A 23,450-nucleotide genomic window follows, 5' to 3' on the forward strand; every position below is an offset into this window, starting at 1 on the left:
TGATGACAACTCCAACCCAAGAAGAAATCAGATTAGCAGAAGCCCAAAATCAGATAGCCCATTGGCGCAGATGGGGGCCATATTTAAGCGATCGCCAATGGGGAACAGTACGCGAAGACTACAGCCCCAACGGTACAGCCTGGGACTATTTCACCCACGATCAAGCCCGTTCTCGCGCCTACCGTTGGGGTGAAGATGGAATTTTTGGTATTTCTGATAATCATCAACGGCTTTGTTTTGCGATCGCTCTTTGGAATGGTGAAGATTCTATTCTCAAAGAGAGAATTTTTGGTCTAACTGGTAGTGAAGGTAATCACGGTGAAGACGTTAAGGAATATTACTTTTATTTAGACAGCACCCCCACACATTCATATATGAAAGCGCTGTATAAATATCCTCATGCAGCCTTTCCCTACTCCCAATTAGTTGTAGAAAATCAACGCCGAAATCGTCAAGAATCAGAATTTGAACTACTAGATACAGGTGTATTTGATGACAATCGCTATTTTGATGTTTTTGTGGAATATGCCAAGCATTCTGCTGAAGATATTCTCATCCAAATTAAAGTAGTCAACCAAGGTACAGAAGCTAGGACATTGCACCTGTTACCTACCCTCTGGTTTCGCAATACTTGGTGTTGGAATGGAGATGCAGATAAACCGACTTTAAAAGAGATTAAATCAGATCGTAGCTTCAATATCATCGAAGCATCTCACCCAACTTTAGGAAATAGGTGGCTGTATTGTCAAGAAGCAACAGAGGTTCTCTTTACAGACAACGAGACAAATTATCAGCGATTATTTGGTTCTCCCAATACCTCGGCTTATGTTAAAGATGGCATTAATGACTACATTATAAATGGTCAAAAATCAGCAGTAAATCCCGATAAAATTGGGACAAAAGCATCTGCTGATTATGTGTTAACAGTTGGAGCAGGTGAAACTAAAACTATTAAATTGCGGCTTAGTAATGCACCGAATTTAGTTGAGCCATTTGGTAATGAATTTGAGGCAATTTTTAGTCATCGACAACAAGAAGCTGGGGAATTTTATCAACGCATTACTCCATATCCTCTCAGCGAAGATATGCGAAATGTGCAACGACAAGCATTTGCTGGGATGCTGTGGAGCAAGCAATTTTATCACTATATTGTAGAGGATTGGTTGAAAGGCGATCGCAACACACCAACACCCCCAGCAGAACGGCAAAATGGTAGAAATCAAGAATGGTTCCATCTCTACAATGAAGATATTCTTTCTATGCCTGATAAGTGGGAATATCCTTGGTTTGCGGCTTGGGATTTAGCATTCCATACTATTCCTTTGGCAATGATTGACCCAGATTTTGCAAAGTACCAATTGGATGTTCTCACACGGGAATGGTATATGCATCCTAATGGGCAAATCCCTGCTTATGAGTGGGCATTTGGTGATGTTAATCCCCCTGTTCATGCTTGGGCAACTTGGCGCATTTATAAGATTGAACAGAAGATTTATGGGCGAACAGACCGACAGTTTTTAGAACGGGTTTTTCAAAAGCTGATGCTCAATTTTACCTGGTGGGTAAATCGAAAGGATGCTGAGGGGAATAACGTCTTTCAAGGAGGATTTTTAGGATTAGATAATATTGGCGTATTTGACCGCAGTGCATCCCTTCCCACAGGTGGACATATTGACCAATCTGATGGTACTAGTTGGATGGGTATGTACTGTTTAAATATGTTAGCGATCGCTCTAGAATTAGCCAAGACTAATCCTGTTTATGAAGACATTGCTACCAAATTCTTTGAGCATTTTCTCTACATAGCCGATGCGATGAATAAAATTGGCGAAATGGAAGCCAGTTTGTGGAATGAATCAGATGGATTTTACTACGATGTGCTACATTTACATGAACGGCAGATTACCTTAAAAGTCCGGTCAATGGTGGGATTAATCCCCCTATTTGCTATTGAAAGCATTGAACCAGAAACCTTAAAGATGCTTCCTGGCTTTAAGAAACGGCTGGAATGGTTTATCCAAAACCGTCCTGACTTACGGCAAAATGTAGCTTGTATGGAAACAAAAGGAATTGGTGCTAGAAGATTATTAGCAATTGTTTCACGGGATAAATTAAGAAGTATTCTGCAAAAAATGCTGGATGAAAGTGAGTTTTTTAGTCCTTATGGTATTCGCGCAGTTTCCAGATTTCATGCTGAACATCCCTATACTTTTGATGTTAATGGTTCACAATTTCGTGTAGATTATGAACCTGCTGAATCTAGCAGTGGTTTATTTGGTGGTAATTCTAACTGGCGCGGCCCTATTTGGTTTCCGGTGAATTTCTTACTAATTGAATCTTTGCAAAAATTCTATTATTACCTGGGCGATGATTTCAAGGTGGAATGTCCTACCGGCTCTGGTAAGATGATGACACTTTGGCAAGTTGCATGTGAATTATCTCAAAGATTAACTAGAATTTTCTTGCAAAATTCCTCTGGTCAACGTCCTGTTTATGGTGGGATACAGAAGTTTCAAAATGACCCGTACTGGCAGAATTTAATCTTATTCCATGAGTATTTTCATGGTGATAATGGAGCCGGAATTGGAGCCAGTCATCAAACTGGATGGACAGGTTTAGTTGCTCAACTTATTCAGCAATTTGGTGAATATGAAGCACAACATCAGGAACCAAAAATTGAGCAGGATAAAAAGGCGATCGCCATAGCATAAATCCGCCTAAATCACTGCTTTCATAACAGGAGATCGGGCTATAAGTCAATACCGTTCAGAATGAGCAACAAAATACTTGTAGAGACGGCGATTTATCGCGTCTCGAAAACCCAAAATTGTTACCAGTAGCCCTTAAATGAACCGTATTGGGCTATAAGTCTGTATCTCAAGCTTTTCTATATAGCGATTCTCATTGATGTGAGGCACACCCGTAGGGGCAATTCATGAATTGCCTCTATACCTTGCAATTTAACATTGTACTGCATTTGAATGGGAATCGCTATATCTCAATACAAAAATAACTCAAGGAGAGCAATAAATTGAGGATTCAACAAAAAGAACATTCTCGCTTTCGCTGGATTAATTTACATTCGTCTCAACTATCAATTCAGGAAGACACAGATATTATTCAAGGACTAAGCAATCAACCTAAAACCTTACCATGCCGTTACTTATACGATGACCAAGGATCAGAACTATTTGAGCAAATTTGTGAACTGCCAGAATACTATCCAACTCGCACCGAGCAAGCAATTTTAGAAACATCTGCCCTAGAAATCGCCCAAATGACAGGTTTATGTACCTTGATAGAACTAGGTAGTGGTAGTTCTCGCAAAACTCGCCTGTTGTTAGATGCATACAGTCAATTTCAACAAGAACTGCAATATTTCCCCATTGATGTTAGTGCCGGAATTCTTCAAACTACTGCTTTAGATTTGCTTCATCAGTACCCGAAATTAAACCTTTGCGGTTTAGCAGGAACTTACGAACAAGCGCTAGCACAGCTTCCACCTGCTGAATTTGAGAATCGAATGTTAATTTTTTTGGGGAGTACGCTAGGGAATTTAAATGAGCAAGAATGTAACGACTTTCTCACTCAAATTCAACGAGCATTGAAACCTGGAGAATTCTTTTTATTTGGGGTGGATTTGCAAAAGCCAATAGAAATTATCGAGGCAGCTTATAATAATTCCCAATCTATAACAGCAGCTTTTAATTTAAATACTTTGCACCATCTCAATCGACGCTTTCAAGGTAATTTTGAAGTCAACCAATTTGAACATTGGGCTTTCTACAACCCAGTAGCTCACCAAATTGAAATGCATCTACGAAGTCTCAAAAATCAAACAGCAGTCCTAGAAGCTTTGGATTATCAGGTTTCTCTCCAGTCTGGGGAAACAATTCGTACCGAAATATCCCGCAAATTTCATCTACCAACTTTAGTTTCTGTTTTAGAGAATCATGCACTCCAGCCATTACAAATCTGGTCAGATCCTCAAGGTTGGTTTGGGTTAATATTATGCCAACGTCAGATTACAACTCATGAATATCTATAAGCAGAAAAATACTTCTGCCCAAAGTTTTTATCGCCGAGTTGGGTTTGAAGATTGCTATCTAATGACAAAATAGCTGAATAAACTCGGTTCTTCGTCTATTAAATAAAGGAGTTCACAACCTCATGTCAATTCATAATTTTACTCCCTCCCGTCAGTTATTACGCAACTTGTCCATCATTTCGCTGACTTTTGTACTCCTATACGGTGCATCTCGTGTGATGCTTTCTGCTCCCGCCACTGATATCTCGAATGCTGCACCGCAGGGAAAGCAAGTAGCGGTTTTCGCTGGTGGCTGCTACTGGGGAATGGAAGCGGTTTTTGAGCATCTATTAGGTGTTTCTGATGTTGTTTCTGGCTTTTCTGGGGGTGATGCAAGAACCGCAGACTACACACTTGTCAGTGCTGGATTAACTAATCATGCTGAATCAGTGAAAATCACCTACGATCCATCAAAAATATCATATAACCAGCTTCTCAAGGTCTACTTTTTGGTAGCCCATAACCCAACAGAGTTAAATCGACAAGGGCCCGACTCAGGTAAGCAATATCGTTCGGCGATCTTTTTTGCTAACGATGAGCAGAAACAGGCCGCACAAGAATATATTGCTCAACTCAACAAATCGCGAGTCTTCGACAAGCCGATTGTGACAGAATTAGATCCTTTGAAAGGTTTTTATCAGGCTGCGGCATACCATCAGAATTATATAGTGCATCATCCGAGCGATCGCTATGTGGTAGTGAATGACTTGCCGAAACTGGCTAAACTTCAAGCAAAGTTCCCTGATATGTATAGCAAGTAAGGGGATTTACAGCATTCGACTTTTAACATCCCCTTGAACCAGTGAAAGATTAGCCTATCCTGTAAGACGCTCGTCCATGCTTCTCCAGATATTGCTGATGATACTTTTCCGCTCTATAGAATTGTGATGCAGGTAAAATCTCCGTCACAATTGGATTTTTGTGATAGCGAGAACTATTTTCAAGCTGCTCCTTGGAGGCTCTTACTAATAATTCCTGCTCTGGAGTGTGGAAAAATATCACCGACCGATATTGATAACCAACATTTAGCTCCTCGTGGTTTGATGCTGTGGGATTGTGCTTATTCCAAAACACATTTAGCAGTTGATCGTAAGATACTATTGCTGGATTGTATTCCACTTCCACTGCTTCAGCATGTCCAGTTTTGCCTCTACAGACATCTTCGTAGGTTGGATTATCAAGGTGTCCGCCACTGTAACCAACTGCTGTAGAAGTTACTCCTTTTACTTGACGAAATGCTGCTTCAACTCCCCAGAAACAGCCTGCTCCAAATGTCGCTTTTTGTAGATTAGCGTTTTGCATATTTTTGATAACTATTTTGTGATAATTTTAAATGAAACTCATCAAATCAGACAGATACTTTATAAGTAAATATTTTCTAAATCCTGCCTGATTTATTTTAATTATTACAATTACAGATTATCCTGATACGAGTATGATATAAAGCTGAATATTATCTAAGAATTGGAAAAAATAGTTAAATCTAAAATTAATATACTACTACAGTACGGCGTAAATAAAACACCCATTCCAAATCAATGAAAGGCTTGCAGTATCGGAATTACGAACTTGTACTGCCCTTCGACTTCGCTCAGGAACCGCGTAGCCGTACCACTTCGTGGAAGCAAGTACACGTAGCGTATCGTAGAGAAGTATTACGAATTACGAATTACGCCAAGCGGTACTAGCTTTTGCTAACTATAGGAATATTTCTTAGAATACTCACTATTTCAATTGGGTCTAACCGTTTAGTATAATCTGCATCAACAAAAGCATAAACGATTTTTCCGTCTCGATCGACTACAAATGTAGCTGGAATAGGTAGTTCAAAAGACTCATCTCCATTGTATCTAGGTAACACATGACCCTTTGACTCTAATATAGGTCTTAGATACTCCGGGATTTGAAACACAATTCCAAATTGACGAGCAATCATATTGCTGCGATCGCTCAATACTTCATAAGTTAGTTCATGTTTTTCTACAGTTGATATGGTATAATGAGTAGTCTGAGGTGAAATAGCAATTATTGATGCTCCTAATGTTTTAATTGCAGGTAATGCTTGTTGGAGTCCTGTTAGTTCCAACTTACAGAAAGGACACCAAGAACCTCGAAAAAAGGAAATAACCACAGGCCCACTAACTAGTAGTTTTTGTAATTCTACTGCTTGGCTGAAAGCATTAGATAGAATGAAATTAGGAATAATATCTCCTACCTTTAAAGTTTGGTCAATTATACCTGAAGAAATTAGACTTGTCGGGAAATAAGAGAGAATAGACAGCAGTGGTAGGGAAGAATGATGCTGAATATTGAAGGTGCGCTGAAGCAAGACCGACTGTTGAGGGCATTAACTGGGTTGAACCGGAAAGCATTTGATGCCCTTTTGCCCACGTTTACCACGATGTACCTAGATACTCAACAGGCCAAGCCTCGTCAACGTGGCCTGGGTGGAGGACGCAAAGCCCGCTTACTTACAGCCCAAGACAAATTGTTTTTCATCCTTTTCTATTTCAAATGTTATCCGACCTTCGATGTGGCGGGACTGCTCTTTGATATGCATCGCTCCCAGGCACATGAGTGGATGCATCGATTGCAGCCAATATTAGAAGCGGCTTTGGGACAGAAGATGGCGCTGCCGGAACGCCATCTCGAAAGCATTGAAGCATTTTTGTCACGCTTTCCAGGAGTGCAACGAGTGATGATTGATGGGACAGAACGCCCAATTGCGCGACCTCAAGAAAGAGAACAACAACAACAGAATTACTCCGGTAAAAAGAAACGTCATACGCGTAAACACTTGGCGGCAGTTGATGAAACCAAACGGGTCTTGATCTTAAGCAAAGCACGAGAAGGCAAACTGCATGACAAACGTTTTCATGACGAAGATGACATTGCAGGTAGTGTGCCTGATGAAATTCCGATTGAAGTAGACTCGGGCTTTCAGGGATTACAGAAGCAGTATGACAATCTCCATCTTCCTCACAAAAAGCCCAAAGGGGGCAAGTTAAGTGACCTTCAAAAAACGGAGAATCGTCAATTGAGTCAATCCCGTGTAGTTTGCGAAAATGCCTTTGCTGGTGTGAAGCGCTACAACGCCGCCAGTGTCATTTATCGTAATCGGATTGAAAACTTTGATGACCATTTGATGCTGACCGCAGCAGGATTATGGAACTTCTACTTGATGGCTGCTTAAGAGAATCCCAATTACAAGACCAGCATTGCCTCACTTATCTTTTATTTCCCGACAACTCTATTAGCTCATTTTTGATAGACTCTGTAAAATTCATCGTAATTTTCCTGAAAGTTAACTTATACTTTTATGTACCTTTCTAGCTGAAGGGGCGACATGAAGCCTATAAAGCTGACTGTATAAGCTTCATAGCTCTCATCCCTTGTAAATAATTCTCTAGTTTATGACGACTTAATCGCATTAAATCTTGAACTAAACTCCAACAATCACCAATGAAATTAACCCAGTTCTGTGCATAAAGACCGATATAAAAGTTACTATGCCTTCTGTGAGAACGTCCATATTCTTTGGGACGTGCCACATATTTTGCAATTCCTTTACTCTTAATATTCTGACCTTGTAATGTAGCAATAGTGTAAGCTAATGAGATGATTAAAACTAAAGCAATAAACCGCTTACCTTCCACATTTGTCTTCTCTAAATTGTAACCGCCACTTTTAAAATCTCTAAACATCTCTTCTATATCAAAGCGCTTTTGATATGCCGGAATCGCCGTTATTTTACTATTCATGTTAGTTAAAATAAACCATCCTTCTTTGGCTTTGTTTTGACGGTAATTCTTTTTCCATTTGCAAGCCACATTAAATCCCTTCACTTGTTTAGTTTTTGTTAGCGTTGCATCTGATACAAAAAAAGATGTTCCTGGTTTTAAACCTAAATCTTTTATTTCGCACCATAAATGAGCTTTCAACTCAATATTCTCATTTTTCTTGAGTCTCAAACAAAACTCAAACCCTTGTTCATCAAGCCATTCCGCCAAGCTCACTGAACAAAACTCTCTATCTCCTAACACTACCGTTTTATAGTTTTTAAATAAGGGAATTATCTTTGATAATGCCTTAGTTTGTTCTGATAAGTTACTACTACCTAATTTTGCTAAAAGCTTAAAGTATATCGGTATAGCTCTTTTTTGAAAAATTACACTAATCATTAGTAGATTTTTTCTTTTCCAATTCGTCCTATCAATTGCTAAATAGATTCGGTGATTTCCGAGGAAAGTTTGAGCTAACCATCGTTCAATTATGGGAAACCATAATTCTTCTATATTCAATATTGGTAATGATAGAAACCTTTGTAACTTCTTCCGTCTCGACTGGCATTGAATGAATAATGGTCGCGACTCTGATATTTTCTCTAGTTTCACATCTTTGATATTTTGTACTACGTTAATCACCAGCGTCAGAAATATTAATTCGGACTGTGAAAGTAAACTTTGTAGATGCTTCTGGTATAATTCAGGTAATATTTTCAACAGATAGGTCTTATTGACAATACTGACCTATCTTTTTTTACCATAATTCGCTCAACTTAATACAGCACAAAGGCTTTCGGGTGCTTGTCCCCCCTTCAGCCTTTCTAGAGAAATACTGTTGCAGTAAATTTACTGAAATAAGAAAAGTAGACCCTTGGATTTGCATTACTGGGATAATTGCTTTAGGTTCCAAGGCATGATTATCATCTACTATTCTTGTTGTTTTTATACACGTTAAGCCATCCGTTCAATGAGCCGGGAATAATCCGTTCAGCACAAGTGGCGCAAGTGTTTTCGTCGCTTAGTAGTTCGTACAATAACGGCTTGAAACTGAAGCGTTCGCGCTGTTCAATTAAAATAAGGGGACTGCCACCAGCTGTTCAGACGTTGCCAGTCAACTGCAACAACTTTAGACATAAATTACGAAACATAATCTTTAAGCGCGAGCTTCTTCCCACGAGAAGAATAATTGAGAATGTATCGCTAAGATGCAGAAACCACCCATGCCGAAAAACTGGATTATTAAAGTAGACAACTATTTTCATGCAAACCCCAATTGCATCATCGCCACCGCCCATGTGGACACGTTTCCCGCAAACCTACCCCTAGAACCCAACATCCGGGAACCTAACCGCAAAAGTGCGACATACCGACAAATCTTTGACTCTGTGACGACTCAACCAGAAAAATTCTTCTCTCGTCACAGTGGAATCGTTCTGTCAGCGAATAAAGTTAAGCCCAGCAAAAACAAAACCGAACTGGAGCTAGTAGTGTACCAAGGTAACTTTGCTAAGTAAAACCTCTAATTGGTAAAATAGCCAAAAACGGGGTGTAACATGGCAAAAAAGTACATTGTTGACTTGAATGAAGATGAAGTTTCCCAACTGCAATCGATAATTAAGAAAGGTAAGCATAAGGCAAGAACCATAAGCCGTGCAAACATTCTTTTGATGGCTTCCGAAGGAGAAACGGATCAAGCGATCGCTAGCATAGTTAGAGCGCATGTTGCAACAGTGCAACGAATACGAGAAAAATTTGTCATTGGAGGGTTAGATTTTGCTTTAAAGGATGAAGTTCATCCACCAAAACATAAAAAATTAGATGAAAAGCAAGAAGCATTTTTGATTGCAACAGCTTGTTCTAATCCGCCAGAAGGAAGAGTGCGTTGGACAATGCAATTATTAGCAGATCATTTAGTGAACGTTGGTATCATAGATTCAATCTCAGATGAAACAGTACGTCAAACTTTAAAAAAAATGAAATTAAGCCTTGGTTGAAAGAACAATGGTGTATTCCTGAAGTTAACGCAGAATATGTTTTCCGAATGGAAGATGTGCTGGATTTATACAATGAGCCTTATGATCCTAAACGCCCTGTAGTCTGCTTTGATGAACGTCCATACCAATTAGTAGAAGAAGTAAGACTTCCTTTGCCACCACAGCCAGAGCAACCTGAACGTTATGATTTTGAGTATAAACGTAACGGGACAGTAAATTTATTCGCATGTTTTCAACCCTTGGCTGGATGGCGGCATATCGAAGTTACAGAACGTCGAACTAAAGCCGATTTTGCTAAACAAATGAAAAATTTAGTAGATGTTTCCTACCGAGATGCCGATGTTATTCGTTTAGTAGTTGATAACTTGAATATTCATACACCCAATGCATTATATGAAGTTTTTCCACCAGAAGAAGCACGTCGAATTATTCAAAAGTTAGAGTTTCACTATACTCCTAAACACGCTTCTTGGTGAGCCAGTGCGTTGGGCGGGTTCCCCGACTTGAAGCAACTGGCGAACCCGAAGGGCTGAATCAGGTAGAAATCGAATTATCTGTTTTATCTCGCCAATGTTTAGAACGGCGTATTCCTAATGCAGAAACATTAACTTCTGAGATTGCCGCTTGGGAGAAAAAACGTAATCAGCAAAAAGCTAGTGTTTATTGGGGTTTTCAAACCAAAGATGCTCGCCGAAAAATGGAGCGTTTATATCCAAATTTAACATAGCAAAGTTAGCTTGGCAGACTACTAGCTTATTTAGCTACAGTAGAACACGCCCTAGCGGTGCAATATCTCTACGCCTACTATTCTGTAAATGCTCCAGCAGAGGAGCCGCCAGAGCCAGATTTGAAAACATTCCGCATTTGGAAAGGAGCTAATGAGGTTTTCAATATCGCTATTGATGAAATGCGCCATTTGCACTGGGTCAACCAAGTATTAAAGTTACTGGGAGTCAAAACGACTGTCAAACGCGCTGCTAAGATTGGACGCAGGTTTGAAGTACCCTTCTATTTGCAAAGTCTTACCAGTACTCAGTTGCAGTGGTTTATCGATGTAGAAGAACCTAGTCGCTCTACCTCAACTGGGTTGGATGGAATGTACGTTGGGATTCAGACCTCGTTGCAACAGCTTTCACCAGAAGAGTTAGACCCAGAAACGCAACGTCGGGCGGTGGAAATCATTAAGCTGATCATTGATGAGGGTGAAGGACACTATGTGCGTTTCAGTACCGCCCAGCAGAATTTGGCTTTCTATGACAATGCGGGTCGTGGTGATTTGCCAAAATATATTCGCGGCGGTCAGTGGAGTCAACTAAGCGATCAACCCAACCCGGAATTACCTAACAGTAATCTCTATGGTGTTCCCCATGTTGAAAAATTCGGCAGCGAAGGGTTCATCCTGCAAAAACAAAGTGACGCTGTATATTTAACGTTAATAGTGTTTTTGAAGTTGGCGTTTGCTATGCAAGATGAAAAAATTAGTGGTGCATCGCTACGTCAAGCAATTTCTTTGATGTTTAAGCTGAACGCAATCAATTTTCAGCTAGCAGAAAAGGGACTGACACCACTGTTTACCATTCCTAAATGGTGGGAAAGCGATCCTCCCGTTACATCGCAGGAGATTGCCCAAACTTTGTTAAATACAGCCAAAAAACAATTGTTGGAATCAGGAGTATTGCAAAGCCCTGCGATCGCTCAATTTGCCCAAAAAGCACCATTAACTGAATCAAAGGTGTTGAAAGAGCCGATTCTCTCTAAAGTTTTGCAGAAAGCCCACAATGAAAGCATTGATGAAGTGCTTGCACATTTTGATAATGCTATTTCCGAAACCACATTTCAATGAGTCAGTCTGAAGTTTCTTCCCTAACAACGATGATGTGAAGAAGGAAGCAGGAAGCATGTTAATTTTGAATTTTGAATTCGGAGCGAAGCGACGTGACTCGTGTGGCTGTTGTTGGCGATAGTTTGAGTGCTTATGCTGTGGCCGCAGTTTTAACTAAGCTGGGTTATAATTGCGATTTGCTATGTTACCCAACAAAATCTAACTTTTACGGGCCTTCATTAGTACTCAATGATGTTAGCGAAACATTGCTTTCCGAGCTTTTCCCGGATGTGAATCTGGGTGTTGACAGTCAACGTCTGACTCATCGTTGGGTGTGTTGGGGCACACAGCCAGTGCAAATAGAACAGCCTGCATTGGCGATTAGATCCAACTCTTTACTAGAGTTACTACGAAACTCCAAGGTCATGCAGCACACGCGTATGATTGATGCTAGTCAATTGACTGCTCAACAAATATCCCAGAAATATGCTTGGACAGTCTATACCAAACACAAACAACGTGGGATGCCAACTCTTGGAGAGCCTTGTCTGCAAAACGCTGCGCGTAGCTTGCTTCCACGTTCGCGCAGCGTCCCGCAGGGAAGTGGTACACCAACGGCGGGCGTAGCCATCGCTTTGTCGGAAAGTTCCCAATCTTTGATTGGCGGTCAACGAGTCATAGTCACCGCTGAGGTACAAGACACGCCCAAATCTGCATATACCTGTTATATGGAGTCGCTGGCTGAAGGTTGGTTATTTTATGCTCCAGTCAATGGCTCTGGTGCTATGGTTCAGGCATGTTTGCCGATAACTCCAGCCAATCCTCGACGGGCGTTATTAGAATGTTTGTATAAAAGCACTACAATCAGCACGTTTGTCAACGATTTGCAAAAGGTAAATTGTTTTTTTTCTGCCCCCTACTTGGAATGGCCTCTCTGCGGTTTGGGTTGGCTGATGGTGGGCGAACCTGCGATTAAGATCGATCCTGTGAGTGGAGAAGGTACGCCTTTTGCATTACGCAGTGCAATATTGGCAGGAGCGGTAATTGATGCAATTTTGAGCGATCGCATTCCTGATATATCTGCATTAAATCATTATCAAACTAGATTAACTCATTCATTCATTTCTCATTTGCGAGGGTGTATCCAGTTTTATCGAGAAGTGTTTAGCACAAATTTAGCTTGGCAAGCTGAAATAAATCAGATGATTGATATTGCTGAGACTCTATCGACTCAGCTAGAACAACAGGCTGTTAATGTGTTGAACTATCGTTTGATTGATTTTGAGTTGCACATTGGGTGAAGGGGTGAATTTGTCTACTCAGTACTCTTCATTACAATCATTCAATCATAGCCAGATTATCAAGCATCCGCTCAAGTACCCTCGTCAAACTCAAGCATTACGCTCCAACGCTTATCACTTGTCAAGGTGCTGAGAAACTTTTTGACGGCATTAACTCCATATTCTACCCGTTCAATTACCATCGCAGCATAATATCTAACCCTTCGGCTTCGTTGAGCTTTAACTTGTTGCCACCAAGAGTTAAATTACCAAACATCATATAACTGGGAACAGACCAGGGTAAGGTAATAGACAAGATATTCTAGAAGGAATTTATTTAGTGTCAAAGCAACTTGAAAATAAGGTTGTAATAGTTACAGGTGCAGGGAAAGGTATTGGTCGGGCAATTGCGCTTGCCTTCGCTGTTGAGGGCGCACATATTGTTATAGCTGATAAGTCTGAGGAATTAGCCAGCCTGAGTGCTGATGCAATTAAAGCGATTGGTGGAAAAGCAATTGCTTTGATAACTGATGTCACTCAAGAACAGTCAGTTGCTGATATGGTAGAGCAAACACTTGTTAGCTTCGGAAAAATTGATATTTTGGTGGCAAATGCAGGTATTCAACGCCGTTATTTTGTTGCTGACTTGCCGCTTGCTGAATTCCAGGCAATACTTGATGTCAATTTACTTGGTGTGTTCCTGACATCCAAAGCGGTACTACCGACGTTCTACTCGCGGCAGGAAGGGAACATCATATTGATAGCTTCTGATTCAGGCAAACATGGCTATTCATATAACGCTGCATATTGTGCTAGTAAATTTGCAGTAGTTGGTTTTATGGAAGCATTAGCTGATGAAGCAAAGCACTATCAAGTTAGGGTGAATGCACTATGTCTGGCTGGAGTAAAAACCGATATGGGTAAGGAATTAAAGGAAACAGACGGCAACTGTGTTAATGACACTTACTTTATGGAACCTGAAGAAGTTGCAGATGTAGCATTATTTTTGGCTTCACACCAATCGCGTGCTATTCATGGGCAAGCAATCAATGTTTACGGTGGAGTCAATTACCGTCTGATGAGAGAAGCTCCCCTCATGACTAAGCCATACTAATGAAAACAGATTCAACTATTTACCGAAAAGAGAACAGAGCTGATGTTAGACAACTGGTTGAGCAAAAAACAGATGTGGCTGCTGCGTGGTGTAATGGTTGTGATTTTTTTGATACAAGTCGGAGCATATTTCTGGAGCAGTTACCGAGAAAAGAATATCTGCAAGTTATCGCAGCCTCATTCCCAGTATTGCGATTTGACAGTAGTGCGGAAGTTAAGTGGAGTAGCAGAAGCGATCGCCCTTTCTTCCGATGCTCACACCTTAGTGGGCGGCGGTGGCAAAAGCTTTACCGTCTGGCATCTGCCAAGTCAGCAGCCGCAATTAACCCTGAAAGGACACGCCAATGATATTTATGACCTTGCGCTTTCTGCTGATGGTCAGACTTTGGTGAGTGGGAGTTTAGACAAGACGATTAAGGTGTGGAATTTAGCGACGGGAAAACTCAAATTTACGCTCAAAGGACATTCTGAAGTTGTAAATGCACTGGCGATCGCACCCAATCAGCAAACAATTGTGAGTGCCAGTTCTGACAAGACCATTAAGATGTGGAATTTGGCGACTGGACAATTAACAAGCACATTGGCACAAACACCGGATGCTGTAATAACTTTGGTGCTGAGTTCGGATGGCAAGACTTTGGTTAGTGGCGATTCGAGCAATCACATCACTGTATGGGATCTGGTAACTGGACGAAAACGCACCACTTTGACTGGACATTATGGTGTAGTATCTGCTTTAGCCATTAGTCGTGACGGTCAGCTGCTCGCTAGTGGCAGCGCCAAGCAGGTAAAAGTGTGGAACCTGACAACAGGAAAATTGTTGCAGGATTTTGGGGGCTTCTATTTTCCGCAGATCACCATCGCCTTTAGTCCCAATGGGCAATCTTTAATTGCTGGTGGAGGATATAAACCATACCGGGTTTGGAATCTGGCAACAGGAAATATGGAAGCAACTCTGCCCGATGTTAGCAACTGGTCGGGGGCAATGGTATTTAGTAGGGATGGCAAGACTTTGTTTAGTGGAACACAGGACGGAATTACGGTGTGGAAATTTTCTGCACCAAGCCACCCGTAAAAGAATGTTTGAAAAGTTATGAGAGTCTTGCGCCTGAGCTATTCGTCTGGTTTTAAAACTTCCTCTTTCTAAAAAACAGAAATGTTTCTTTACATCCATAGGGAATGCGATCGCTTTCCTCGGACGCTTTTGTGCAAGTGAGAGTACTACATCTGCCAAACTAAAATCCCGTTTGTGTTCGCACAAGAATTGATATACTCGTGGGTTTTGCTCTTGAAAATCCACCAGTGAACTGAAGATTTTATCTAATTCTTCATGTCGGAATCTCTGAAACCGGAGACGTTCAGCAGGTATGGACAATCGAGAAGATTACGATTATGCCTGGAATGAGAAAGGACAACGGTTTCATGCGCTGAAGTCAGGAGATTTTCCAGTAACAGTACAGCAGGTAACAATTGCCCCTTGTTGAAGTCTGCTTTCTAAATCAAATTCTCAAGAACTTCAGCCTGTGGCTTGGCTCTTTTTTTTGTATGACGATTTGTTAATTTCAAAAATCAAATAGGAGTCCTAGATTTTGACTGGCTTAGGTCGAGGAAATTCAGAAGGCGGTTTAAATTTCATGACTGGTACATCCTTAAGCGCCTTCTGCATAAAATCACGCCAGACGGGAGTAACCATACCTCCACCTGTGGCACCACTGGCTAATTGTTTGTTATCATCTCTTCCTACCCAAATAGCAGTTGTTAACTGGGGTACAGAACCAATAAACCAAATGTCCTTTTCTGAAGAAGTTGTACCCGTTTTACCAGCAACTGGCCTATCTAGTGCAGCACCTTTACCAGTACCATCAGTAACTACCGATTGCATCACATCTAATAATGAGGCTGATGCCCAAGGGTCAAGAACTAGCTGAGGTTTAGGAGTATTGTCTAACAATACATTGCCACTACTATCAGTAACACGGACAATAGCTGTTGGAGGTGATTGCCAGCCATAATTAGCAAAGGTGGCATAAGCACTAGCCATTTCCAGTGGTGTTACACCAATTGCGCCTAATGGTAAAGAACTTACGGCAACCATTGGACTGTTTATTCCCAAGGTACGGCAGGTGTCGATGACTGTATTCATACCCACAGCTTTGCCAATCTTGACCGCAGGCACATTACGAGATAATGCTAAGGCAGTACGAATCGGCATTGCACCCATAAAGCCACCATCGTAGTTGCGTGGATAGTACCAACCATCACCATCTCGATAGCTAACTGGAGCATCGATTACTGTTGTACTTGGTGTAAACTTACCACTAGCAAAAGCAGTATAGTAAACAAATGGCTTAAAAGCAGATCCAGGTTGACGCTGGGCTTGATTTGCCCGGTTAAATTCACTCCTTTTTGAATCTATACCACCCACTAGGGCCTTGATAAAGTGCGTCCGGGGATCGATAGCTACTAAAGCCATTTGATTTTTATGTAAGCCTCGCCCTTCTAGGGTTTTATGCCACTCCTTAATAGTTTCTTCTGCCATTAGTTGGAAGTTGGCATCTACTGTAGTTTGTACCCGCATTCCACCTTTGAGCAAGACATCACGCCCAAACTTTTTAATTATTTCCTGGGCTACGGTATTGGTTACATAAGGAAGGGCACTACCTTGAAATGATCTGATTTTGCCAAGTTTGATTTCTTGCTGGAGAGCATCATTATATTCTTGCTGGCTAATCCATTTCATTTCCAGCATCCGTCGAAGCACTTCTTTTTGTTTTTGTTTTGCCAGTTTCATATTCACAAACGGGCTAAATTCCTCTGGCGCTTGGATTAAACCCGCCATCATTGCAGATTCGCCCAGAGTTAAATTTGCTGCTGATTTGTCAAAGTAAGTTCGGGCTGCGGTTTGTACACCATAGTTATTGTGCCCCCAGTACACTTGATTGAGGTACATTTCTAAAATCTGGTCTTTATCAAGAATTTGCTCTAACCGGATTGCCAGTACCGCTTCTGCTATTTTTCGAGTGAAAGCACGCTTCTTAGATAGAAATATATTTTTCACCAACTGCATGGTGATTGTAGAACCCCCTTCCCGGACACTACCTGCTGTCCAGTTGACTAACGCAGCACGTCCAATACCGACGGGGTTAATACCGTGGTGGTTGTAGAAGTGGCTATCTTCACTTGCTAATACTGCTCGTTTTAAATTCGGGGAAATTTCATCTAGCGGTACAATCTTTCTATTAGCTTCTCCATGTATACCTGCTAAAAGCTTACCTTTAATGTCATAGATATAAGTTGTTTCTTCTGGGAAGAAGTTTTTTAGTTGTCTGACATCTGGCAAGTTACGAAAAGTAACTGCTAAACCAACCAGTCCTCCAGAAATCACAGAACTTGCCAGCATAGTAATTGAGAGGAGAGTAACACCAGCTACTTGACCTACTTCTTTCAAAAACTCCAAATTAGGTGCAATCCGAGTTTTTGGCTGCTGCTCTACAAAAGTATTAGACGAAGACACGGTATTTGTACCCCCGCACTTATAAATAAAATAAAAATTTATTCCAGAAAATTTAGCCAGATAGCTTTTGGCATCTATTATTCTGATAGTTGCAAATGTGAAGAAATTGCCCGCTAGTTATGAAATAATCTATCTTTATGAAGAGTTTAATGGATAAATAATCACAAACCTTCTACTCAAAGACAGAAATTACATCTCAGGCATTAGCGTAGTAGGGTAGCAGAACTATATTGCTATAATCTCCCTCCAAGAGAATCAGACGTGCGGTAAGCTAGCTAGTGAGTTACCAATATTGGCACTTTTCCAACGGGAGCAATGACTTAAACCATCACCAGCCAATCGCACACCACCGACTTACACCCGTTCTCAAAGTTAATCCAAAGGAGCCACTGCCCCAGATCAGCATTCCGGTAAGGCTCACCATCAGCAATAGCAACAGAAAAGCCAATTGTTTTGAGATCGATTGTCTTAAAATAGGCTAAAAGCCAGATTAGGAGAGATTTTGAAACAAAGGTATAATTTTATCCAATAAGAATATGCCATCATCTGACCAAACTTTTCTTTTGTCTGAGTACTTATAAGTTGGTACTAATGCACAACTGTACGTCTCTACAGCTAGGGTATTAATTACACCTTCTCTTTAGCTGGGGTTGCGATACCGCGCTTAACCAGACTCGCTTCCAGTTCCTTAATAAATCTTAAGTCTTCCTCCAATAGAGGCTGGCTTTTGCTAGAGGAAAAGTCATTACTTACAGAGGGATTTTTTTCAAGAAAAGCAAAAGCTTGCCGGAATTGACGCGGATTTGCAAAAATTAGCGAGTCAAAGTGACAGGGAATAATCTGCTGAAAATCCCAATTAGCAACTGTATCAGCCCAGTTGAGGACTTGTCTTGGTGCTTGTGGAAAAATAAGGATTTGCAGAATCGGTGCGACAAATGGCCGCCCCTGACCTTGTAGAGCATCGAATGCCTGCTTCCAAGTTTCTCGCCAGCGAAAAGGAAATAAACCAAAGTACGTTTTTAGGGTTCGCTGTGGTGCTTTGAGAGCATCACGAAACATCTGTCCGATTGGAGTAAGTTCCAGCGCACTTGGACGGAAGTAAAGTGCAAACAATGAAATGCGTTGCCATCCCTTGCGGCGGTTGTCTTCATTGTCGTCGCTAGTCTCCAAGGCATTGTCCCTTGCATGAAACAGTAAGGGATAAGGATCTAATTGGAGGATTTCTGGTGGGTCAACTGGAACAGAAAGGATAGAATCAGTTACAAGTAGAGTGCGCGTTTGCTTGTGAAACACTGCAACTTCTGCAAAAGAACCTCGTCCTAAATTCATGTCCAAGATTGCATAGTCAAACTCGAGAGCGAAGGGGGCAAGGCTTGAGTCTTCTGGGAGTTCTTGAGTTCGTTTTTTTGGAAAGCCTAGCCAACTAAGTGGCAGGTTAAACGGGAAACTCCACTGGTGCGGGGCAACAAAGACTTGTGCTTGAGGAAAGCGGCGAGAAAAGGGGCCAACAAAGACTTTATGCTCCAGACCAGAACTGGTTGGCAGTATGATGTACTTAACTTCACCATGCTTTGCTACCAACTCATTAACCAAGCGCACACACTCAGTTGTTGGAGCAACGGGTGCATAGACCAGAAGACCTCCGGCAGCGAGTTTGACAACAGTCATACGAATCGGGACTATGGTGTAGAGAATGCCTTGAAGCTGCTCGAAAGTCCAGATAGTGTCAAAAACTATTTCCTTGCGAAGTGTCCGCCGCCTACCGTAGGGGTATAGTGGGACAGCAGGCCAGAATGGCCATGACCAATCTTTTGAGTGGCTCAAAGGATACATCCCTTGCTCAATTAGTTCTACGCTCGACTTAGATCCAAGTGAGTTCATCGTCGTTCCATTATTCAGGGTGATGACAGACTGCTTCAATATTATGTCCGTCTGGGTCAAGAACGAAGACAGCATAGTAGTTAGGATGATAGTGAGTCCGAAAACCAGGCGCACCATTGTCTCGACCACCAGCAGCTAAAGCTGCGTTGTAAAATACCTCAACAGCAGCATGGTTGTGAACTCTGAACGCTACATGAACTCTTACAGAACCAGGATTACCGTGAGTAAGCCAGAATTCAGCTTCTGGCGGCTGACCGAAACCAGCAATATCGGTACTTCCAGTGGTAGAAGCTGAATACTCTGCAATGAGTGAGAGTCCAACTGGTTCTAATGCCGCAGCATAAAAGGACTTGCTTCGCTCAAAATCACTCACAACGACACCAGTGCGATCAATCATAATTGACCTTCGCTTTTGAGTTGAATTGAAACTAGATTAGTACAATTGACCTAATTATTCAACCCTTAATTGAGATCGTGGAGAATAGAAAAAACGTAAGAGTTCTATAGCTTCAAGCTTCAAAACACAACAATTCCAAGCTGGACAGAATTTCTTCAGTTAGCGATCTCGCTTACCAAGATACTACTTGCTCCGTAAGCGTCCTTTAATTGTCAATACCTTCAGAACCCAATAATTCACTGCATCCACTGCACCCAATCCGGAGCAGCTGAAATCATTTGACCAAGCCCTTTTGGGGCGGGGTTACAGGTTCGGGTGTAGTGAAAGAAATAGCCCCAACTGTCATCGTGGGATACAAGCCCCGTTTTTCACTCACGATTGCATTGGTCTGGGCTTCAAGCCCCGTTCAATGCTATCTTCTCTACACCTACCCCCAACACCCTTCTTGCTGACCATGAAAATTGCAAATCCCTCAAAGCGTGCGCTAGAGAGGGATTTTTGGGTATTGGGTTGCTAGTTTAAATTATTTGCCTTCTCAACTGCTCCCTTTAACTCTTCAAAGGTAATACTGCCGTCTTTGTCTGAATCATAATTTACTAGTAATTCCTGGGGACTAGTAGTATTTGTTTCTGATGAAATGATTGCACTTAAGCCAGGACTTAAAAAAAGATCGTTAATGGATACTTTGCCGTCTCGATCGCTATCTAAGGTATTAAAAAGAGATTGAAGCTCTTGCTCGGTTGTCATAAGTTTCTATCTGAATTAGTTTTTCAACTTAATATCTCATTAATCTCTGATCAATCTCTCAAAATTAAATAAACTTGTATCTTTAGACGTAGAAACGGCTATTGCTGGGGCTTAAATCGGGTCTACGCTGTGGGTTACAGGTTTACACCGTATTGACAGTTGAGTAACAAAAGATTTAATGTCTGCCAAACACGGCAATCAACAGATGATTCACGCCATCTACTCCACCCAATCGGGCGCATCTGACACCAATTGAGCAAACTTTTGTGGGTAAGAGCCTGTCAAGAAACAACTTTTACAATTTGCTACCTAAAAAGCTTACTAAGAAAGCATTTCTAACTAAAAAGAAGAAAGGTTGTTTCGTGACAAGCTCTAAGCATCCTCAAACTCTAGCATCACGTTGGTTAAGCTCCAGGTAGATCAGCCCGAAGATTAGAGAACGCTTACGGTCAACAGATGTAGAAACAGCGCCCCACGCCAAGGAATAACAAGAGGTGGGTTAGACAATGCCGAACTCAATGGTAATGAAGGTAACGATCGCCTCTACGGTCAGCAAGGTTACGATATCCTAGATGGTGGTGCTGGCGCTGACTTCCTGGATGGTGGTACTGAAGATGACTATCTCTATGGCAGAGATGGTAGCGATCGCCTTTACGGTCAAGCAGGTCAGGACTATCTTGATGGCGGCAATGACGATGACCGCCTTGAAGGGGGTACGGGTGATGACCAACTCTTCGGGCAGCAAGGGCGTGACTACCTCGATGGCGGTATCGGCGAAGCTTTGGGGATTGACTGTGACTTTTTGTCCAACTTTCATCCAATTGACTTGGGCAATTTTTGAGCGATCGATTTAGCTATTTTACCGGAGAGTCAATCTCTGTGATTAAGAATCGTAGTATCAAATTGTTAGGGATTTTGTTATCTAACCTAGATAATGTGAAATAAACCCAACTTTCTCACGCCATCCACTCAGTCCACTACGGTGCATCTGTCACCAGTTGAGCAAATTTGTCATCTCCACATTCTCAAACTCCAGCATCACACCTCGACGCTCACCACTCTTGCCCAAAAGAATAATTGTATTGCCTATCTCTTCTTTTGAGCGATGGCGCTGTTTCGCCCGCCGTAGGCGATCGCCAGCCGCAAGCAGAGGCGAAAAATGCTTTTAAAAACCTCAAAGTAAGAAATATTAGAACTTAGGTTTTTACTTGGGTTGCCACAATGGAGTGATAGTAAGGTTTTTAGCAGCAGATACGGCATTTCTAACCTACGCCGGTACGGTTTACACCCCTTTGATTTTTGTAAAGTCAACGTAATATTTATTTATATAAAGCAATATTTGCTTACATAAGCAAATTCGAATAAAAGAGTAGGTAATAAAAGCGATGAATCAACCCATTGAATTATCTTTAGAACAAGAATTTAGCCTTAGAACTTTCTCCGATCAAGTGCAGCAGATGTCCCGTGAACAAGCTCAAGAGTTTTTGCTGATGCTGTATAAGCAGATGATAATTAGGGAAGCGACTTACCAAGAATTGCTCAAACATCAGTGGGAAGTTGATTCAGGTTCAATCTTGGGTTAAAACAAATCTTGCGAAGTTACTTTAAGCGACTCAGAAGAGAACGAACACACAATTGTTCTTTTCGAGGGCAAGGCAATAGAGATTATTTGCTCCCAAAAGAGGAAACTGCACAATAACAGACTCACAGTAACGGTTTTGATGGAAGGGGAAACTACTTTGACCTACGCCACAACCAACTGGAGTTTAGACTAAAGATAAGCGATCGGGAAATAACACGTAGATAATTATGGCTAAAAAATTGACATAGCAGATCAGATAAAAAGTGCCTGAAAAGAAAAAGCGGTCAGCTATGTTGAACCGATCGCAAATAGGTCAATGCTCATAAACTGCGTTTAAAGAAGAACGATTTAACTTGTACATAAAAACCTCCTGACATTTTCATCTTTGCTTGTTATTTGAAAATTCAAATAGTGACATCTAGTGAAAGATTAGAGAATACTCTTAGTTAACCTCTAACTTTTTTTACAATAATCAAAATTATTGATTATCTATTTTAGGTAAAGTTGAGCTGCTCAACCAAAAGAGGAAAATGAAAACAGACTGTTTGTATTTTGGGGTTAAATCTTAATGGTGGAAAAGTCGAGGAGAATTGTAATACATTTGGCAAATACTACTTTAGATATAGGTTAGTACTTCTATAGCCATAGCTGGCAAAATCAAATCAATATTGCGCCTATTACTCTTCTAACCAATAGAGTAGACCTAGAGAAGTAACTCCCCCAAAAAAGTGAGCGCCAATCATGTTGACGTTTGCTAACATTACAAAAATGTCTAGCGAACGAATTACATTTTCTGGCTGATAAATTGCCACACCTTGAGGTTGTGCTACTGCCTTACCCAAAATGATTGAAACCGTCACTTCAGAAGCAATAAAAGCTATTAATAACCCTACCAAACTCCCAAGTAATCCAATTCGTAAATTTTGAATTACGTCTTCCTTGCTAGGATGGTTTTGAGAATTTGGTGTTTGTAAAAGTTTAGCCATTTTCCGATAACGCAAAGCCCAATAGACTCGAAAGCACAGCAATAAAATACCAACAATAGCCAAAAATATCCCAAACCCTATACCTGCATTGCTTGTCTGAGTAGTAATGTTACGGCTAAAACACGCCAGTAATATAGCCAGGACTTACGCAACTGGCACAATGCGATCGCCAGTTGATAGTACATGAGTATTAATTAAATCTGATTTTGAAAGCCTTGTCTTCGTAATAGAAGTCGCTGTCTTGGAAGCAAAGCATGAAATA

The 23,450-nt window shown here is 41.2% G+C and carries 17 protein-coding genes and 4 pseudogenes; 12 read left to right on the forward strand and 9 right to left on the reverse strand.

Annotated features, from left to right (window positions below):
- The first annotated feature begins 2 nt into the window (after positions 1–2).
- From NPUN_RS11140 to msrA (NPUN_RS11150), 3 genes are all read left to right on the forward strand, one after another.
- A complete protein-coding gene (locus tag NPUN_RS11140; protein WP_012408815.1) occupies positions 3–2,711 on the forward strand; it encodes an MGH1-like glycoside hydrolase domain-containing protein in 2,709 nt (902 codons plus the stop codon).
- Positions 2,712–3,031: 320 nt separating this feature from the next.
- The gene (gene egtD / locus NPUN_RS11145) at positions 3,032–4,048 is read left to right on the forward strand and encodes an L-histidine N(alpha)-methyltransferase (protein ID WP_012408816.1); all 1,017 of its coding nucleotides are present in this window, start codon (positions 3,032–3,034) and stop codon (positions 4,046–4,048) included.
- Between the two features lie 122 nt (positions 4,049–4,170).
- Positions 4,171–4,848: a peptide-methionine (S)-S-oxide reductase MsrA gene (gene msrA, locus NPUN_RS11150; RefSeq protein WP_012408817.1), complete on the forward strand. Its 678-nt coding sequence runs from the start codon at positions 4,171–4,173 to the stop codon at positions 4,846–4,848.
- A gap of 49 nt (positions 4,849–4,897) precedes the next feature.
- On the opposite strand, the gene msrA (NPUN_RS11155) is transcribed toward msrA (NPUN_RS11150), so the two are convergent.
- Both msrA (NPUN_RS11155) and NPUN_RS11160 read right to left on the reverse strand, forming a co-directional pair.
- Positions 4,898–5,389 (reverse strand): peptide-methionine (S)-S-oxide reductase MsrA, encoded by a 492-nt coding sequence (msrA, locus tag NPUN_RS11155; protein ID WP_012408818.1) that lies wholly within the window; start codon positions 5,387–5,389, stop codon positions 4,898–4,900.
- 382 nt (positions 5,390–5,771) lie between these two features.
- The gene (locus NPUN_RS11160; RefSeq protein ID WP_041565330.1) at positions 5,772–6,416 is read right to left on the reverse strand and encodes a peroxiredoxin-like family protein; all 645 of its coding nucleotides are present in this window, start codon (positions 6,414–6,416) and stop codon (positions 5,772–5,774) included.
- On the opposite strand from NPUN_RS11160, the gene NPUN_RS11165 reads away from it, so the two are divergent.
- Positions 6,384–7,280 carry a transposase gene (locus NPUN_RS11165; RefSeq protein WP_234710955.1) on the forward strand — a complete coding sequence of 299 codons (897 nt, stop codon included), beginning with the start codon at positions 6,384–6,386 and terminating at the stop codon, positions 7,278–7,280. The genes NPUN_RS11160 and NPUN_RS11165 overlap by 33 nt on opposite strands.
- Positions 7,281–7,396: 116 nt before the next feature.
- Here the strand turns inward: NPUN_RS11165 and NPUN_RS11170 are convergent.
- Positions 7,397–8,583, reverse strand: a pseudogene (locus tag NPUN_RS11170) (IS4 family transposase).
- 509 nt (positions 8,584–9,092) lie between these two features.
- Between NPUN_RS11170 and NPUN_RS11175 the strand changes: the two are divergent.
- From NPUN_RS11175 to NPUN_RS11205, 6 genes and pseudogenes are all read left to right on the forward strand, one after another.
- Positions 9,093–9,374 (forward strand): annotated as a pseudogene (locus NPUN_RS11175) (AIPR family protein); the annotation flags it as partial.
- Between the two features lie 51 nt (positions 9,375–9,425).
- Positions 9,426–10,593, forward strand: a pseudogene (locus tag NPUN_RS40045) (IS630 family transposase).
- Positions 10,594–10,650: 57 nt separating this feature from the next.
- Positions 10,651–11,709, forward strand: coding sequence for a ferritin-like domain-containing protein (locus NPUN_RS11190; RefSeq protein WP_041565332.1), 1,059 nt, complete (start codon positions 10,651–10,653; stop codon positions 11,707–11,709).
- 92 nt (positions 11,710–11,801) lie between these two features.
- Complete coding sequence (locus NPUN_RS11195) at positions 11,802–12,989, forward strand: NAD(P)/FAD-dependent oxidoreductase (RefSeq protein ID WP_012408819.1); 1,188 nt, start codon at positions 11,802–11,804, stop codon at positions 12,987–12,989.
- Between the two features lie 319 nt (positions 12,990–13,308).
- Positions 13,309–14,082, forward strand: coding sequence for an SDR family NAD(P)-dependent oxidoreductase (locus NPUN_RS11200; RefSeq protein WP_012408820.1), 774 nt, complete (start codon positions 13,309–13,311; stop codon positions 14,080–14,082).
- Positions 14,083–14,124: 42 nt separating this feature from the next.
- Positions 14,125–15,156, forward strand: coding sequence for a WD40 repeat domain-containing protein (locus NPUN_RS11205; protein ID WP_012408821.1), 1,032 nt, complete (start codon positions 14,125–14,127; stop codon positions 15,154–15,156).
- Between the two features lie 507 nt (positions 15,157–15,663).
- On the opposite strand, the gene NPUN_RS11210 is transcribed toward NPUN_RS11205, so the two are convergent.
- The 4 genes from NPUN_RS11210 to NPUN_RS11225 form a co-directional block, all read right to left on the reverse strand.
- Positions 15,664–17,595 carry a transglycosylase domain-containing protein gene (locus NPUN_RS11210; RefSeq protein ID WP_012408822.1) on the reverse strand — a complete coding sequence of 644 codons (1,932 nt, stop codon included), beginning with the start codon at positions 17,593–17,595 and terminating at the stop codon, positions 15,664–15,666.
- A 627-nt stretch (positions 17,596–18,222) separates the two neighbouring features.
- On the reverse strand, positions 18,223–19,428 hold the full coding sequence (locus NPUN_RS11215; protein ID WP_041566085.1) for a DUF4336 domain-containing protein: 1,206 nt from the start codon (positions 19,426–19,428) through the stop codon (positions 18,223–18,225).
- 58 nt (positions 19,429–19,486) lie between these two features.
- Positions 19,487–19,873: a VOC family protein gene (locus NPUN_RS11220; protein ID WP_041565334.1), complete on the reverse strand. Its 387-nt coding sequence runs from the start codon at positions 19,871–19,873 to the stop codon at positions 19,487–19,489.
- Between the two features lie 513 nt (positions 19,874–20,386).
- Positions 20,387–20,620 (reverse strand): EF-hand domain-containing protein, encoded by a 234-nt coding sequence (locus NPUN_RS11225; RefSeq protein ID WP_012408824.1) that lies wholly within the window; start codon positions 20,618–20,620, stop codon positions 20,387–20,389.
- 484 nt (positions 20,621–21,104) lie between these two features.
- On the opposite strand from NPUN_RS11225, the gene NPUN_RS44760 reads away from it, so the two are divergent.
- Positions 21,105–21,461: a calcium-binding protein gene (locus tag NPUN_RS44760; protein ID WP_148220428.1), complete on the forward strand. Its 357-nt coding sequence runs from the start codon at positions 21,105–21,107 to the stop codon at positions 21,459–21,461.
- 245 nt (positions 21,462–21,706) lie between these two features.
- Here the strand turns inward: NPUN_RS44760 and NPUN_RS41740 are convergent, their stop codons facing one another.
- Positions 21,707–21,880, reverse strand: coding sequence for a hypothetical protein (locus NPUN_RS41740; protein WP_167315606.1), 174 nt, complete (start codon positions 21,878–21,880; stop codon positions 21,707–21,709).
- Positions 21,881–22,005: 125 nt separating this feature from the next.
- Here NPUN_RS41740 and NPUN_RS11235 point away from each other — a divergent pair, with 125 nt between their 5' ends.
- Complete coding sequence (locus NPUN_RS11235; protein WP_012408825.1) at positions 22,006–22,203, forward strand: NblA/ycf18 family protein; 198 nt, start codon at positions 22,006–22,008, stop codon at positions 22,201–22,203.
- 676 nt (positions 22,204–22,879) lie between these two features.
- Here NPUN_RS11235 and NPUN_RS11240 read toward each other — a convergent pair.
- A pseudogene (locus NPUN_RS11240) lies at positions 22,880–23,329 on the reverse strand (DUF3611 family protein); the annotation flags it as partial.
- Between the last annotated feature and the right edge of the window lie 121 nt (positions 23,330–23,450).

The organism is Nostoc punctiforme PCC 73102 (assembly GCF_000020025.1).
Lineage (GTDB): Bacteria > Cyanobacteriota > Cyanobacteriia > Cyanobacteriales > Nostocaceae > Nostoc > Nostoc punctiforme.

Bases quoted from the DNA above. Each gene is read 5' to 3' on its own strand.
- NPUN_RS11140 (WP_012408815.1), top strand. From the start codon at position 3: ATGACAACTCCAACCCAAGAAGAAATCAGATTAGCAGAAGCCCAAAAT.
- msrA (WP_012408817.1), top strand. From the start codon at position 4,171: ATGTCAATTCATAATTTTACTCCCTCCCGTCAGTTATTACGCAACTTG.
- msrA (WP_012408818.1), bottom strand. From the start codon at position 5,389: ATGCAAAACGCTAATCTACAAAAAGCGACATTTGGAGCAGGCTGTTTC.
- NPUN_RS11165 (WP_234710955.1), top strand. From the start codon at position 6,384: ATGATGCTGAATATTGAAGGTGCGCTGAAGCAAGACCGACTGTTGAGG.
- NPUN_RS11205 (WP_012408821.1), top strand. From the start codon at position 14,125: ATGTTAGACAACTGGTTGAGCAAAAAACAGATGTGGCTGCTGCGTGGT.
- NPUN_RS11215 (WP_041566085.1), bottom strand. From the start codon at position 19,428: ATGTATCCTTTGAGCCACTCAAAAGATTGGTCATGGCCATTCTGGCCT.
- NPUN_RS11220 (WP_041565334.1), bottom strand. From the start codon at position 19,873: ATGATTGATCGCACTGGTGTCGTTGTGAGTGATTTTGAGCGAAGCAAG.
- NPUN_RS11225 (WP_012408824.1), bottom strand. From the start codon at position 20,620: ATGACAACCGAGCAAGAGCTTCAATCTCTTTTTAATACCTTAGATAGC.
- NPUN_RS41740 (WP_167315606.1), bottom strand. From the start codon at position 21,880: ATGCCGTATCTGCTGCTAAAAACCTTACTATCACTCCATTGTGGCAAC.
- NPUN_RS11235 (WP_012408825.1), top strand. From the start codon at position 22,006: ATGAATCAACCCATTGAATTATCTTTAGAACAAGAATTTAGCCTTAGA.